The organism is Paenibacillus nanchangensis, assembly GCF_046543445.1.
Taxonomy (GTDB): Bacteria; Bacillota; Bacilli; order Paenibacillales; family Paenibacillaceae; genus Paenibacillus_AQ; species Paenibacillus_AQ nanchangensis.
On record NZ_JBHOFD010000005.1, the window covers coordinates 121,249 to 134,241 of the forward strand.

The following is a 12,993-nucleotide window of genomic DNA, read 5'->3' on the forward strand; positions in this document are numbered from 1 at the left end:
AAGAAGGAAACGCCCATGGCAACCCAAACCCGGACAGGCCGTCAAGTGATGCTGCTCGCCGGCACAGGTGCACAAATCCGCGCACGCCTTGCTTTTTATATCCGTTGTTATGGTCCGGACTTCCGGCTCGCCGATCTGTCATCCGGCCGCGGCAGCGCTCCAATCCGCCGGACAGCCCGGGTAAAATCCGGGACGGCCCTCTCCTTTCGCGCCCTCACCATGCTCCCGGATTCCGCCGCCTTAAAAGCACTGCGGAGATAGAAATCCCTGAGCAGGGCGTTATCCATTTACGTTGATTAAAAAAAGCCCCCGGCAAGTCCCGACCGGACTGCCAAGGGCCTGCCTGCACAGCGTAACAGAGCTGTTCCATGCCTTACACTTGAGCCTTGAATAATTTCTTTTGTGCCGTGGTCTAAGCTGCACCCGGCTTCCCTAATCCCGCCAACCGGACAAGCTGGTTTATGCGTTTACGCCTTAACCGTGCTTTCCTTCACGATGGCGACTACCAGCTCGGCCGTCTTGACGATATCCTCCGCCTTAATCCGTTCTTTGGTCGTATGAATATCGACATAACCAACCGCCAGGTTCACTGTCGGTACCTTCAGCCCGTTGAACACATTGGCATCGCTGCCGCCGCCCGAAGAGAACAGCTGTGGCGTCAGGCCAAGCGACCGGATCGCCCGGTCCGCCAATTGAACGACCTGATCATGTTCGTTGAAGCTGAAAGCCGGGTAAATAATTTCGCTGCGGAATTCGCATTCCGCGCCGTATTCGCGTACCGTCGTCTCCAGCGCTTCCCGCATATGGGCGATCTGATGGTCCACCTTCTCCTGCACAATGCTGCGCGCTTCGGCGTCAAGCTGCACAAAATCGCAGACAACATTGGTTGGACCGCCGCCGGAGAACTTGCCGATGTTGGCCGTCGTCTCTTTGTCGATGCGCCCAAGCTTCATCGCGGCGATCGCTTTGCTCGCCACTTGGATTGCGCTGATGCCGTCCTCCGGGTTCACCCCGGCATGAGCGGATTTACCCGTAATCTGCATTGTAATTCTCGCCTGAGTTGGTGCGGATACCGCAATCGAACCAACTTCGCCGTTTGAGTCTAGGGCGTAGCCCAGCTCGGCATCAAGCAGATTCGGGTCCATCGACCGGGAGCCGAGCAGCCCGGACTCTTCGCCCGCCGTGATAACGAACTGGATTTGGCCGTGAGGAATCTTCTGTTCCTGGATGACCCGGATCGCTTCAAACAGCGCGGCAAGCCCCGCCTTGTCGTCCGCGCCAAGAATCGTTGTCCCGTCGCTGCGGATCCAGCCGTCTTCGCCGAGCTCCGGACGAATGTTTTTGCCGGGAACAACGGTGTCCATATGACAAGTGAACAGCAGCTTTGGCGCGGCGCCGCCATGCTCGGCCGGCCAGACGGCGAACAGGTTGCCCGCACCGTGTCCGGTACGCTCCTGCGAATCGTCCTCCGTCACCTGCAGCCCGAGCGCGGTGAATTTCTTTTTTAGCACATCGGCGATCTGCCGTTCCTGCGAAGTTTCACTGTCAATGCGGACAAGCTCCATAAATTCCTGAATCAATCGGTCTTGAGCAATCACTGGACTTCCCTCTCTTTCACGGATACGGTACAATAGTGACATCTGGTGCTATTAGCTTCTATGCCCATAATATAAACCCAAACCAAAGGAGTCACGCATGCAACGTCAAAAATGGTTCCGATTCGTCGTCATTCTCATGCTGATCGCGATGGTGGCGTCCACGCTGCTGATGGTTGTCGAGCCGCTGCTCGCCGGCTAGTCTTCGTCCTCACGCTTCACCCTCCCAACCGGACGGCTGAAGCGGCTGCATACAGGATGATACATCAAAGACTCAGCCTTTACCGAAGCCCTGCCTGATGGCGGGGCTTTTGCGTGGACAAAAAAACTATGTTCTCCCTAATGTTACGGAAGTATGTACGACCTCGTCCCCGACAAGGCGGGAGCTTCCGCTCAGGACTTTGGCTTCTCCTTTTGCCTGCATCACTCGCATCGCTCACATCACCCGCGCAGGAATGGACCCCTCAAGCTTACCACCAATCCGCATAAAACAAAAGGAAACCGCAAGGAACCCCGCCTGTTAGCGGAATTAGACCTGGAGGATAAGAAAATAGCCCCGAAGGACGGCAGAACCGTCGTCTTCTTCGGGGCCGGTTATCGTCCGGCTGATGTGTGCCGCAACCGTTTAATACAGCTTCGTGTCCGGCGTGTAGCCTTCCACGTTGTCTTTCACCCGCTGCAGGAAGCGGCCGCAAATGACGCCGTCCAGAATCCGGTGGTCCAGCGACAAGCACAGGTTCGCCATGGAACGGACGGCGATCATGTCGTTGATGACAACCGGTTTTTTGACGATGGATTCGAAGGTCAGGATTGCTGCCTGCGGATAGTTGATGATCGGGTAGGACAAAATCGAGCCAAACGACCCGGTGTTGTTGACGGTAAACGTCCCGCCCTGCATATCGTCCAGCTTCAGCTTGCCTTCGCGTGTTTTCATCGCCAGCTCGTCGATCTCGCGGGCAAGGCCGGCGATGTTCTTTTGATCGGCTTTTTTGATGACCGGCGTCATAACCGAGTCCTCCGTGCCGACCGCAAGCGAGATGTTGATATCCCGTTTCACGATAATTTTGTTCACGGCCCAAACGGAGTTCATGATCGGGTAATCCTTGATCGCGCTGACAACGGCTTTCATCAAAAAAGCCAGATACGTCAGGTTGATGCCTTCTTTCCGCTTGAACTCGTCCTTCAGCTTGTTGCGCAGCAGCACCAGGTTTGTTACATCCACCTCGATCATCGTCCAGGCGTGCGGGATTTCGGCGACGCTCTGGCGCATGCGCGTAGCGATCGTATTGCGGATCGGCGTTACATCGATCAGGTATTCGCCCCGGCCGTTTTCGCCCTGCTCCACTTCAATGTCCGGAATGCGCGGCGTCTCGGTCAAATGCAGGCCGGATTGGCGCACCGGAGGCAGCGGCTCGTTTGCAGGCGCGGACGCAAACGGCGAAGCTGCGGACGTAAACGATGCCGAGCCGGAGGCAATTGCCGCCGCCTGGCGCTCTGGCTCCGCGCGGCCGGCCTGCGGCTGCTGCACCGCCGCCTGGCTCGCCGCTTGGCCCGCTGCTGCCGCCGCACCGGCGGTTCCGCCCGCCTCGATGTAGGCGAGCACGTCCTTGCGCGTCACGCGGCCGCCCATACCGGTGCCCGGCACCGCCGTCAGGTCGACGCCGTGCTGCGCCGCCAGCGTCTGCACCGCCGGCGAATAGCGGGCGCGCATCGGCGCGTCCGGGTCCGCGGCGGGCTGTACCGGCCGGGCCTGAGCCGCTGCCGGACGTGCCGCCGGAACGCCGCCGCCGCTGATCGCGGCCGCACTGCCTCCAGCCGGCTGCTGCACCGCTTGCGCTGCCTGTGTCGCCGGCTCTGCCGGAGCGGCTTCCTCCGGCACGCCGATCCGGCAGATGATCTGGCCGACCGCAACCGTTTCGCCTTCCTGGGCGATAATCTCGCCCATGACACCGTCCACGGTGGACGGCAGCTCCGCATTAACTTTATCGGTCATGACCTCGCAAAGCGGCTCATACTGCTCCACCGGATCGCCCGGCCGCTTCAGCCATTTGCCGATCGTAGCCGACACCAGCGATTCCGCCAGCTGCGGCATCGCCACTTCAATCCAACGTTTGTTGCCTGACATACGTTCACTCCTTATCTTTAACAAGAATACCGTTTCCACATCGCAACGGAACCCTTAGTACTGTGCCAGCTTAAGCATTTCCGCTTTCAATTTGTCTTTGCTCAGCATAAAAAACTTCTCCATCGGCGGGCTGATCGGCATCGCCGGAACATCCGGCCCGCACAGCCGGAAGATTGGCGCATCCAGCTCATACAGGCACTGCTCCGCAATAATCGCCGCAACCTCGGCTCCTACGCCGCCGGTTTTGTTGTCTTCATGCACAATCAGCACCTTGCCCGTCTGCCGGACGGCGGCCACAATCGCTTCCGTATCGAGCGGCTGCAGCGTCCGCAGGTCCAGGATATGGGCCGTGATGCCCTGCTCACGCTCCAGCTCCGCCGCCGCCTGCATCGCAAAATGCAGCGGCAGGCTGTAGCCGATCACCGTAATATCCGCGCCTTCGCGCAGCAGGTTCGCTTTACCGATCGGCACGGTGTAGTCGTCTTCCGGCACATCTTCCTTGATCAGCTTGTAGCATTTTTTATTCTCGAAAAACAGCACCGGATCGGGATCGCGGACCGCCGCTTTCAACAGCCCCTTGGCGTCATACGCCGAATACGGAGCCACAATTTTCAGGCCCGGTGTGCCAAAAAATATCGACTCGGGACACTGCGAGTGATACAACCCGCCGAAGATTCCGCCGCCGATCGGCGCCCGGATCACCACAGGACAGGTCCAGTCGTTGTTGGAACGGTAGCGGATTTTGGCCGCTTCGCTGATAATCTGGTTGGTCGCCGGCAGCATAAAATCCGAATACTGCATTTCGGCGATCGGCTTCATGCCGTACATTGCTGCACCGATGGCCACGCCCGCAATCGCCGATTCGGCCAGCGGCGTATCCATTACCCGCTGTTCGCCAAACTGCTCCTGCAGACCTTTGGTCGTTGTAAACACGCCGCCTTTGACGCCGACGTCCTCGCCCAGGACGAATACGGATTCGTCCCGCAGCATTTCTTCTTTCATCGCCAGCCGGATGGCATCGATATATTCCATAACCGCCATGGTTTACGCTCCCCCTTTGGATTCGTCATACACGTGCAGCAGCGTATCCTCGGGTTTCGGGAACGGGGCGCTGTCGGCATATTCAATAGCCGCTTTCAGCTCCAGGCTGCACTGCGCCGCAAAATCCTGTTCCTGTTCATCGTCCCACAGTCCCAGGCCGGTGAGGTAGCTGCGGAACTGCGCCACACCGTCTTTTTTCCAGTTCTCCTCGACCTCTTCTTTCGTCCGGTAGGCCAGGTCATTGTCGGAGGTGGAGTGCGGGGACAAGCGGTACATCATCGCTTCAATCAAAGTCGGGCCTTCGCCCGCCAGCGCCCGTTCGCGCGCTTCCTTCACGGCGCGGTACACTTCAAGCGGATCGTTGCCGTCCACCCGGATGCCCGGGAACCCGTAACCGAGCGCGCGGTCCGCAATACGGCCGCCCAGCTGCTTGTGGACAGGAACCGAAATTGCGTATTGGTTGTTTTCGCACATGATAATAACCGGAAGCTTGTTAACTCCCGCAAAATTGCATGCTTCATGAAAATCGCCCTGATTGCTGGAGCCTTCGCCAAACGTCACAAAAGAAACAAACGGCTTACGCTGCATCTTGGCGGCCAGCGCAAAGCCGACTGCGTGGGGCACCTGTGTCGTCACGGGACTGGAGCCGGTAACGATTCTCAGCCTGCGGCTGCCGAAATGGCCCGGCATCTGCCGGCCCCCGCTGTTCGGGTCTTCCGCCTTCGCAAAAGCCGACAGCATCAGCTCGCGTGTCGTCATGCCCACTGATAGCACAAACGCATAATCCCGGTAATACGGCAGGAAATAATCCTGCTCGCGGTCAAGGGCAAATGCCGCTCCGACCTGCGCCGCCTCTTGTCCGACCCCCGAAACGTGAAAATTGATTTTGCCCGCCCGCTGCAGCAGCAGATTCCGTTCGTCGAATTTGCGCGCCAAGAGCATATATCTGTACATGTCGATCACTTGTCCGTCGCTCAGCCCAAGCCGCTCATGTCTGTTCACCGTTTGCACCGTTTCCTGAGAATCCATGGGAACCCTCCTTAACCCTGATCTTAAAACCAGGTACTAATACTAACCTAAACCTATTATACTCATTTTCCGGGTAAAAAGAAAAGCCGTTTCCGCGCCAGTCCCGGGTGAACCGGGTAAAAGGCGGAAAACGGCCTGCATCCGCCGCCGGACCGGCAGCAGGAAGCGTAGCGGAAGTTAAATGCCGATTGCCTTGCCGTCCACCGCCAGCATCGCTTCACCAAGCACCTCGCTCAGCGTAGGATGGGCATGGATTGTCTCGCCGACCTCCCATGGCGTGGCGTCCAGCACCTGGGCCAGGGCCGCTTCGCCGATCAGATCGGTTACATGCGGTCCGATCATCTGCACGCCGAGAATATCGCCGGTTGTACGGTCAGCCACCACCTTGGCGAAGCCCTCTTTCATGCCGTATACCAGAGCTTTGCCGACTGCTGAAAAAGGAAACCGGCCGGTCACCGTGTCATGCCCCAACGCCTTGGCCTCCCGTTCCGTATACCCGACGCTGGCCACCTCGGGGCGTGAATACACGCAGCGCGGCACCAGGTGCTCCCGGTACGGATGCGGCGTCTGGCCCGCCAAATGGTTGACCGCGCGGATGCCCTCGTGGCTGGCCGCGTGGGCCAGCTGCAGGCCGCCGATGCAATCGCCGATGGCGTAAATATGCGGCTCCTGGGTCTGCAGATTGCCGTTCACTTGAATAAATCCGTTTTCGGTGCGGATATCCGTGTTCTCGAGGCCAATGTTTTCGATGTTGGCCTGGCGCCCCACCGACACGAGCAGCTTCTCGGCGGTCAGCTCCCGCGTCTCGCCGCCGCGCTCTGCTATTAACCGGACAACGCCGTCTTGAATCGATACGCTGCCGGTATCTACCTTCATTCCGGTAAGCACGGTCACGCCGTGTTTTTTGAGCAGCCGCTGCAGCTCTTTGGCAATGTCGGCATCCTCATATGGCAACAGCTGATCGCCCATCTCGACGACCGTGACCTCCACGCCAAAATCGGACAGCATCGACGCCCATTCCACGCCAATTACACCGCCGCCTAAGATCAGCATCGATGCCGGCAGCTCCTCCAGGGTAAGCGCGCTTTCGCTGCTCAGGATGCGGATGCCGTCCGGCTCAAGACCCGGAAGCGAACGCGGCCGTGAGCCGGTGGCGATAATCAGGTGCTCCGGCACCACCGTTTCCATCTCCCCGTCTTCGAGTTCGACGGCTACCGCTCCGCTCCGGGGCGAAAAAATCGACGGACCCGTCACCCGGCCCGCACCGCGGATTACCTGGATATTATGTTTGCGCATCAAATACTGCACGCCCTGGTGCAGCTGCTCCACAATCGCTTCCTTGCGCCGCTGCACTTTGGGGAACACGAGCCTTACCCCGTCCGTCTCAATGCCGTAGCTGTCGCTTTCCGCGATCTCGGCGTACAGCTCCGCGCTGCGCAGCAGCGCCTTGCTCGGGATACAGCCCCGGTGCAGACAGGTGCCCCCGAGTTTGTCCCGCTCGATCACCACTACGCTTTTACCGAGCTGCGCGGCGCGGATGGCCGCCACATACCCGCCGGTGCCGCCGCCCAGCACCGCTACATCGCAATTGATTGTCATCTATGTATCCTCCAATCGTATAAAGACAAGTCGCTTGATTCTCCTCCTTCATTGTACCCGGTAAAGCACCCAAAAGGAAAACCTGTCCCGTGTATTCCGGTAGACATCCAGGAATGTAAACGTTATGATTTGAGTAACAAAAGTCACACACTTGGGAGGAATCCGCAATGAAGCTGCTCATATCCCGCTTTATCGCCATCGTCATTCTGGTGATTCCCGGCCTTATGGCGATGACGGGATTTCTCATGATGAAAAACGATCTGTTTGATTACTTTGCTATGCACGGCGAGGAAGACGCCGCTCCCGTGTTCGCCTGGCTGCATTTTGGCGGAGGCCTGCTGCTGTTCCTGGCGGGGATGTCGTTCCTCGGCGGCTGGATTTTTTTCCGCGACCACAAACGCGGTTACCTCGGCCCGCGGTTCCGCAAGGAGGCTCCAAGCGAGACTGGGGGCAGACGCAATCTCCGGGTGTAACGGTACGCCTCGTAATCTTCTGCAACGATTATCGATTGGTAAAGTGATCTTCCGGCAAAATAGAACGCCGCAGCCGGCATCCAGCCACTGCGAAAAAAAGCACACGTTTAACTGCACCAGCCCCACATTCCATTGCGGATGTGGGGCTGAGTATATATGGGCGGGCATAGAGGCCCGGCGGCAGATGATAGTGACCTGCGCGCATCCTGTGCAAGCTTCCGCTCTGCCTATCCGGCCCCGTCTCCTCCGGTCCCCCGCTTGTCCTGCCCCCGGACCAGGTCGCTGTACAGTCCTCCCTGTGCGAGCAGCTCTTCATGGCTGCCCTGCTGGCGCAGCTCTCCGCCCTCCAGCACCAGAATCCGGTTGGCCCGCCGAATCGTGTTCAGGCGGTGGGCGATCACAAAACTCGTCCGCCCCTTCATCAGCGTCCGCAGCCCTTCCTGAATTTTGATTTCGGTTACCGTGTCGATGCTGCTGGTCGCTTCGTCCAGTACAAGAATGGCCGGATCGGCGAGTATAGCCCGGGAAATAGCGAGCAGCTGTTTCTGCCCTTGGCTGATTCCTCCGCCTCCCAGCGACAGCTGATGATCGTACCCGCCCGGCAGCCGCAAAATAAAGGAATGCGCATTAGCCAGCTTCGCCGCTTCTTCCACCTCGCGGTCCGTCGCTTCCAGCCGCCCGTAGCGGATGTTGTCGCGGATCGTTCCTTTAAACAGGAACGTTTCCTGCAGCACAAACGCCATATGGGTCCGCAAGCTGTGGCGCGTAATTGAAGAGAGCGGGCGCCCGTCCACCGTAATTGTGCCTGCCGACGGTTCGTAGAAGCGGGAGAGGAGCTGAATCAGCGTTGTTTTACCGGCACCTGTCGGCCCGACCAGCGCTATCATTTCACCCGGCTTGGCTTCAAAGCTGATGTTTCGCAGCGTATAACTGCCTTCCTCATATCCAAAGGAGACATTGTCAAACTTAACCTCGCCATCCAGCCGGTCCACCGCCGCCGCTTGTCCTTCATCCCGTTCCTCCGCGTCTTCATCCAGCACCTCAAATACCCGTTCAGCGCCTGCTACAGCGCTTAAGAGATTGTTCCACTGGTTCGCCAGATCGTTCAGCGGGCGGGTGAACTGGCGTGTGTATTCAACGAAGACAATAATGACACCAACCGTAATTGTGCCGCGCACTGCCAAATACCCGCCAATCCCCGCCACAATCGCAAAACTCAGGTTGTTCAGCCCGTTCATCAGCTTCGGAATAAAACCCGAAATCGACTGCGCCCAGAACCCGGACCGCCGGATGCGGTCATTGCGTTCGCCAAATTCATTCAGTACCCTTTCTTCTTGGGAAAAGGTTTTGACCAGATGCTGGCCGGATAGCGTCTCTTCAATGTACCCGTTCAGATCGCCCATATTGCGCTGCCGCTCCTTAAAGAGCGGCCCGGTGCGCCGCGTAATCCAGCGCATGCCGAATAGCATCAGCGGCACAACCAGAAACGTCAGCAGCGTCAGCAGCGGACTAAGCCACAGCATGATCGAGACGGTGCCAACCAGCGTCAGCACGCTTGAAAAAATCTGAATCGCCGAGCTGTTCAGCGTCGAGCTGATGTTCTCGACGTCATTGGTCAGCCGGCTCATAATTTCGCCCTGCTGGCGTTTGTTGAAAAAAGGAATCGGCAGGCTGTGCAGATGCGCGAACAAATCTGTCCGCATCCGGTACACTGTCTCCTGGGCCACTTCGATCATCCAGATGTTCTGCAGCCAGGAGGTCAAGGAATACAGCAGGTAAACGCACGCGAGCCCGAGGAGAAACCATCCCCAGCCGCCGCGCTCCCCTTCCAGATAGTCGTCAACTGCGACACCAAGCAGATAAGGACCAAGCAGCGCAAAAGCGGAGCTGAAAACAACCATAAGCAGCACAAGCCCGATCCGTCCGCGGCGTTTGGCCAAATAACTCCAGATGCGCAGCAGCGTGCCGGACCAATCCTTCGCTTTGGCTTTTGGTTTCCGGCCGCTTCCGCTTTTTGCTGCCGAATCTGCTGGCGCTGTTAGGCCGGGTCCCGGCTGGCGGAACGGCTCAAGTAAAGCTTTCAGCATGATGCGCCTCCTCCCCTGCCTGCGATTCGTGGATCGCCCGGTACAGACCGGACGAAGCGAGCAGCTCGGCATGGCTGCCCGAGGCGATCAATCTGCCGTCATCCAGCAGCAGGATCAGATCGGCCGACGCCGTCGAGCTGATCTTTTGCGTGATGAGCAGCGTAGTGCAGCTCAGCTCTTCCAGCGCATCCAGCAGCGCACCTTCCGTCGCAACGTCGAGCGCGCTGGTGCTGTCGTCAAGAATCAGCAGCGCAGGCTCCTTGACGAGTGCGCGGGCGATGCTGAGCCGCTGCTTCTGTCCGCCGGACAAATTGACGCCCCGCTGCCCGAGCGGAGTATCGTAGCCCTGCGGAAGCTTCATCACCGTGCCGTGAATCTGGGCGCGTTTTGCCGCGAGGCGAATATCCGCCTCGTCCGCCCGCTGGCTGCCCCAGGCGATATTGTCCCGCACCGTGCCGCTGAAGAGCAGCACATCCTGCGGAACATAGCCGATCGCCTCCCGCAGCTCACGTTCGTCCATATGCCGGATGTTCCGTCCGTCCAGCAAAATCTCGCCGGAAGTTGGCTCGTACAGGCGCGGGATCAGTTGGACCAGCGTGGTTTTGCCTGATCCGGTGGCGCCCATTATGGCGACCCGGGCGCCCGCGGGGGCGCGGAACGACACGTGTTCCAGCACCTCACCGCCGCCGCCGGGATACGCAAAGCTGACATCCCGGAATTCCAGCTCGCCTTGAACCGCTTCGCGGCGTAATGTGCGGCCGGACCTTTCCGCTTCATAGTTCCGTTCCGGCTCACCTGCATCGTCCGCCGCCAGCACCTCGGTCACCCGCTGGGCCGAAGCCTGGGCGCGGGAGAACACGGTCACAATCCAGGAAAGCGCCGACAGTGCGCCAATGATGCGCAGTGTATAGTTGATCACGGCCACGGTTTCGCCCAGTGTCGCCGAGCCGTCCTCTATGCCGATCCGGCCGAACCACAGCATGACGACAATGCCCAGATTCATCACCAGCAGGATGATGGGCATTGTCGTTTCGGTCAGGCGCAGCGCACCGACAGTGCCCTCTTTCAGGCTGGAGGCGGTTCCCGCAAAACGTTCGTTTTCCCGGCGCATCCGGACAAACACACGGATGAGACGGATGCCGGTCAAGTTCTCCTGGATAACGCCGTTAACCGCATCCAGCCGCTTCTGCACGCCCCGGAACAGCGACGAAGACTTCCGCATCACCCACACAAGAAAAACGACGAGGAACGGAACCGCCGCCGCCAGCAGCAGGCCCAGCTTCAAATCCACGGCCAGTGCCATCGCCATGCTGCCCAGCACCACCAGCGGGACGCGGGTCATAAAGCGGAGGCTCATAAATACCGTCTCCTGCAGCTGATTGACATCTCCGGTCAGCCGGGTGATCAGCGAAGAGGTTGCAAAACGGCTGAACACATCATAGGCAAGCGACTGCACCTTCTCGTACAACCTCGCCCGCAGATCATAGCCGAACCCTTGCGAGGCATAGGACGCCCAAAAAGAGCTGAGGATGCCCGCGGCAAACGCAAGCACCGCGCTGCCGACCAGCACGCCGCCCCACAGCCAGACGACTGATAGGTCATGGCGGCGGATGCCTTCGTCAATGATTTTGGCGATCAGGAACGGCTGCATCAGCTCCACCGTCAGCTCCGTCAGCATCATCAGCAGCGCGACGGCGGCAGTGATGCGGTATTTTTTTAGAAACGATAGGACTGTCTGCATGTTCCGCCTCCGGTCGCGGCAGCGTGTGAGGATGATGAAGTAAACGCTTGCACGGCTTTCTTCTCCGCTGCCGTTATAGTCTCTGCCCCATATAATCATAAATCTTGTTTACCCTTTTCTGCGGAAGTTGATCCTGCGCTCCCCTGAGAAAAAGTTTATTCCATCAGCGCATCCCGCAGACGGCTTGACATCGGCGACGCATGCGCCGCTTTCACGGCTGCCAGGCGCAGCGCCCGGTTGCTCCGCAGAGCCTCCTCCAGCGCCTCCGTCATTTCGCGGATCAACTCCGCCGCTTCGGCAGACAGCTTCCCCGCCCGTTCCAATTCTTCGGCTTTCGCCCGAAATTCCTCGCTTTGGTTCATGGTTTGCATGCTTCCTTTCAGACCGTAATCTCTTTATTATAGCCGATATTAGAGGCCTTGGCATCCCGAATACCGTTAACCGAAAGCCGCTGCACCGGAGCACGGCCGATCCTTCAGCCGTAACCCCTGTACACCCGAAGCGGGTCCTTACCCGGTTACGAACCGATCTCCGGCCGTCTAAAAAATGTAGGATTTTCACTGGCTTCCACCGGGCCGAATATGATACCCTATTAAAGTCGCATTTTCGGATTAATGACACATACAGGCAAGACAAACGTCCGGCCCGGGATCACGGAACGGACGCTTGAACCGGCGGCGCTTGCGGGGAAAGGACAGATGGACAGTGGCTCAATTGTTTTTTAAGTACGGAGCAATGAACAGCGGCAAATCGATTGAAATTTTGAAGGTGGCCCATAATTACGAGGAGCAGGGGAAACCGGTGCTGATCTTCACCTCCGCCATCGATAACCGGGATGAGGTCGGTTTTATTTCCTCGCGGATCGGGCTGCGCAGGCAGGCCATCGCCATTGACGAGCATACCGATATTTATTCGATCGTTGCGGCGCATCAGCCCAGACCGTATTGCGTCCTGGTCGACGAATGCCAATTCCTGAACAAAGACAGCATTCTGCAGCTGGTCCGGATTGTGGATGAACTCAATATTCCGGTTATGGCGTTTGGCCTGAAAAACGATTTTCAGAACAATTTGTTTGAAGGCAGCAAATACATGCTGATTTATGCGGATAAAATCGAGGAAATGAAGACGATCTGCTGGTTCTGCGAACGCAAAGCCACCATGGCGCTGCGTGTGGAAAACGGCAAGCCGGTATACAGCGGCAAGCAGATTCAGATCGGCGGCAACGAAGCGTATTACCCTGTCTGCCGCAAATGCCACAAAAACCCGCCGCTTTAATGCAGCGCTGCTGCGTAAGAAGCGCGGA

At 58.5% G+C, this 12,993-nt stretch carries 12 protein-coding genes; 4 read left to right on the forward strand and 8 right to left on the reverse strand.

The window, feature by feature from the left end; genetic code table 11:
* The first annotated feature begins 15 nt into the window (after nt 1–15).
* Nucleotides 16–261: a hypothetical protein gene (locus tag ACE6ED_RS05275; RefSeq protein ID WP_410826045.1), complete on the forward strand. Its 246-nt coding sequence runs from the start codon at nt 16–18 to the stop codon at nt 259–261.
* Nucleotides 262–467: 206 nt separating this feature from the next.
* Here the strand turns inward: ACE6ED_RS05275 and ACE6ED_RS05280 are convergent, their stop codons facing one another.
* On the reverse strand, nt 468–1,598 hold the full coding sequence (locus ACE6ED_RS05280; protein ID WP_410826047.1) for a tripeptidase T: 1,131 nt from the start codon (nt 1,596–1,598) through the stop codon (nt 468–470).
* Between the two features lie 97 nt (nt 1,599–1,695).
* On the opposite strand from ACE6ED_RS05280, the gene prli42 reads away from it, so the two are divergent.
* On the forward strand, nt 1,696–1,797 hold the full coding sequence (gene prli42, locus ACE6ED_RS05285; protein WP_410826048.1) for a stressosome-associated protein Prli42: 102 nt from the start codon (nt 1,696–1,698) through the stop codon (nt 1,795–1,797).
* A gap of 423 nt (nt 1,798–2,220) precedes the next feature.
* Here prli42 and ACE6ED_RS05290 read toward each other — a convergent pair whose 3' ends face one another.
* The 4 genes from ACE6ED_RS05290 to lpdA all read right to left on the reverse strand — a co-directional run bounded on the left by ACE6ED_RS05290 (nt 2,221) and on the right by lpdA (nt 7,389).
* A complete protein-coding gene (locus ACE6ED_RS05290) occupies nt 2,221–3,720 on the reverse strand; it encodes a dihydrolipoamide acetyltransferase family protein (protein ID WP_410826049.1) in 1,500 nt (499 codons plus the stop codon).
* 54 nt (nt 3,721–3,774) lie between these two features.
* On the reverse strand, nt 3,775–4,761 hold the full coding sequence (locus tag ACE6ED_RS05295; protein ID WP_410826050.1) for an alpha-ketoacid dehydrogenase subunit beta: 987 nt from the start codon (nt 4,759–4,761) through the stop codon (nt 3,775–3,777).
* Between the two features lie 3 nt (nt 4,762–4,764).
* On the reverse strand, nt 4,765–5,790 hold the full coding sequence (locus tag ACE6ED_RS05300; protein WP_410826051.1) for a thiamine pyrophosphate-dependent dehydrogenase E1 component subunit alpha: 1,026 nt from the start codon (nt 5,788–5,790) through the stop codon (nt 4,765–4,767).
* A gap of 177 nt (nt 5,791–5,967) precedes the next feature.
* Nucleotides 5,968–7,389, reverse strand: a complete 1,422-nt coding sequence (gene lpdA, locus ACE6ED_RS05305) for a dihydrolipoyl dehydrogenase (RefSeq protein WP_410826052.1) — start codon at nt 7,387–7,389, stop codon at nt 5,968–5,970.
* Between the two features lie 167 nt (nt 7,390–7,556).
* Between lpdA and ACE6ED_RS05310 the strand changes: the two genes are divergently transcribed.
* On the forward strand, nt 7,557–7,862 hold the full coding sequence (locus ACE6ED_RS05310) for a DUF2627 family protein (RefSeq protein ID WP_410826053.1): 306 nt from the start codon (nt 7,557–7,559) through the stop codon (nt 7,860–7,862).
* Between the two features lie 227 nt (nt 7,863–8,089).
* On the opposite strand, the gene ACE6ED_RS05315 is transcribed toward ACE6ED_RS05310, so the two are convergent.
* From ACE6ED_RS05315 to ACE6ED_RS05325, 3 genes are all read right to left on the reverse strand, one after another.
* Entirely contained in the window at nt 8,090–9,949 is a 1,860-nt protein-coding gene (locus ACE6ED_RS05315; protein ID WP_410826054.1) for an ABC transporter ATP-binding protein, read from the reverse strand.
* A complete protein-coding gene (locus ACE6ED_RS05320) occupies nt 9,930–11,690 on the reverse strand; it encodes an ABC transporter ATP-binding protein (protein ID WP_410826055.1) in 1,761 nt (586 codons plus the stop codon). The genes ACE6ED_RS05315 and ACE6ED_RS05320 overlap by 20 nt, the downstream gene beginning before the upstream one ends.
* A 155-nt stretch (nt 11,691–11,845) precedes the next feature.
* Nucleotides 11,846–12,052 (reverse strand): hypothetical protein, encoded by a 207-nt coding sequence (locus ACE6ED_RS05325; protein ID WP_410826056.1) that lies wholly within the window; start codon nt 12,050–12,052, stop codon nt 11,846–11,848.
* Nucleotides 12,053–12,395: 343 nt separating this feature from the next.
* Between ACE6ED_RS05325 and ACE6ED_RS05330 the strand changes: the two genes are divergently transcribed.
* Nucleotides 12,396–12,965: a thymidine kinase gene (locus ACE6ED_RS05330; RefSeq protein ID WP_410826057.1), complete on the forward strand. Its 570-nt coding sequence runs from the start codon at nt 12,396–12,398 to the stop codon at nt 12,963–12,965.
* Nucleotides 12,966–12,993: the final 28 nt, after the last annotated feature.